The organism is Haloarcula sp. S1AR25-4, assembly GCF_031624555.1.
Classification (GTDB): domain Archaea; phylum Halobacteriota; class Halobacteria; order Halobacteriales; family Haloarculaceae; genus Haloarcula; species Haloarcula pellucida.
On record NZ_JAMQOR010000018.1, the window covers coordinates 1 to 1,477 of the forward strand.

Consider the following 1,477-nt stretch of genomic DNA (forward strand, 5'->3'; position numbering starts at 1 on the left):
TCAAAAACGTATTTCGCCAGCTGACCATCGATATACTCCACCTCCGGGCTGAAGGCGGTGTGTGAGTGACAAGGACCAACTAGAACTCGATCGCACCGATCATCGGCTCGCCGACGCACTTCGGGCAGACATCGGTGTCGTATTTCTCCATACAGTGTCGGTGGCAGGAGATCCCGCAGTGCTCGCAGACGAACACCTCGTCGTCGCGAGCGCATTCCGAGTCACAGATGTAGCACTGAACCATGGATACTCGAACGTTAACTCGCAAGCCGCATCAACGCTATGCTCGGCGCCTGATAGGTGGCTGATCTTCATCACGGTTACCGACCAAGTCTACTCCTGTTTGGAGACAAAATGAATGCCAAATCGTTGGCTACCCATTGCTCTCTTCGGGATACAACCCGATCTCTGGGTACTTTGACGGAGTTAACTTTCGATTCTTAACAACAATTCGATTGAATGAGTAGAACGTCTTTCTACGTATGGACACGACCACGGCGCCCACGGAGACGCTCGGTGGTAGCAAGACGCTCGTTCGAGGCAACGCCCTCGAGAAAACCTACGGGTCACGACTCCCGTTGGGACGGTCGACACCCGTTCTCACCGGTGCGGATATCGAGGTCCATGCTGGCGAGATCGTCGGCGTCGTCGGCGAGATTGGGTCGGGCAAGTCCACGCTGATGAAGATTCTCGTCGGGGTTCTCGACCACGACGCGGGCACGGTCCAACGGCATGGAACCGTCGGCTGGTGTCCGCAGGAGCCCCTGCTCTACGATCGGTTGACCGTCTCAGAAACGTTCCGACTGTTCGGCGCGGGGTACGGGATGAGTCGCGAGGAGATCGACGCGGCGAAACGGCGACTGGCGGACGAACTCGACTTCGAACGGTACCTCGATTACCGAGTTGACCAGCTCAGCGGCGGGAACCGACAGAAGGTCAACCTCAGCATCGCGTTGATGCACGACCCGGACGTTCTCATGCTCGACGAACCCTACACCGGGTTCGACTGGGAGACCTACCTGCGGTTTTGGGACATGGCTCAGGACCTCGCAGACGACGGCACTGCTGTCGTCATGATCTCTCACCTCATCGAGGAACGAAGCCGTCTCGACCGCGTCTTCGAGGTGCGGGATGGTCTGGTCCACGACGTGACCGACGAAGAGACCGTGAGCGAACTCAGGAGCGACCGAAAGGGAGACGATGAATAGGTTCGCCGTGGGCGTTCGATCAAACGTTAGGACGTTCCTCAGGACGCCCCTGAACGTGGTCCTCGCGCTGGTGCTGCCGCTCGTGGTCATCGAGGGGTGGGGACAGGCGATGGCGGGGCTACCGTCGATGTCGACCGTCGAGGCGATTCCGCTCGATCTCGGGCGCGTCCTCGGCGCGATCTTCGGCGTCGCCATCATCGCCGGGCTGATGGGACTGGTCCAGATGATCAGTGCCCGGGAGGCTGACCGACGGCTCGTTCAGACCGGGT

2 protein-coding genes and 1 pseudogene are annotated in these 1,477 nt (G+C 59.5%); all 3 read left to right on the forward strand.

Annotated elements, in window-relative coordinates:
- Positions 1–61: 61 nt before the first annotated feature.
- Positions 62–358: a hypothetical protein gene (locus NDI85_RS22190; protein ID WP_310917078.1), complete on the forward strand. Its 297-nt coding sequence runs from the start codon at positions 62–64 to the stop codon at positions 356–358.
- A 124-nt stretch (positions 359–482) separates the two neighbouring features.
- Positions 483–1,208 (forward strand): ABC transporter ATP-binding protein, encoded by a 726-nt coding sequence (locus NDI85_RS22195; protein WP_310917079.1) that lies wholly within the window; start codon positions 483–485, stop codon positions 1,206–1,208.
- A gap of 55 nt (positions 1,209–1,263) precedes the next feature.
- Positions 1,264–1,477: pseudogene (locus NDI85_RS22200) on the forward strand (hypothetical protein); the annotation flags it as partial.

Coding starts and splice junctions, on each gene's coding strand:
- NDI85_RS22195 (WP_310917079.1), top strand. CDS start 483: ATGGACACGACCACGGCGCCCACGGAGACGCTCGGTGGTAGCAAGACG.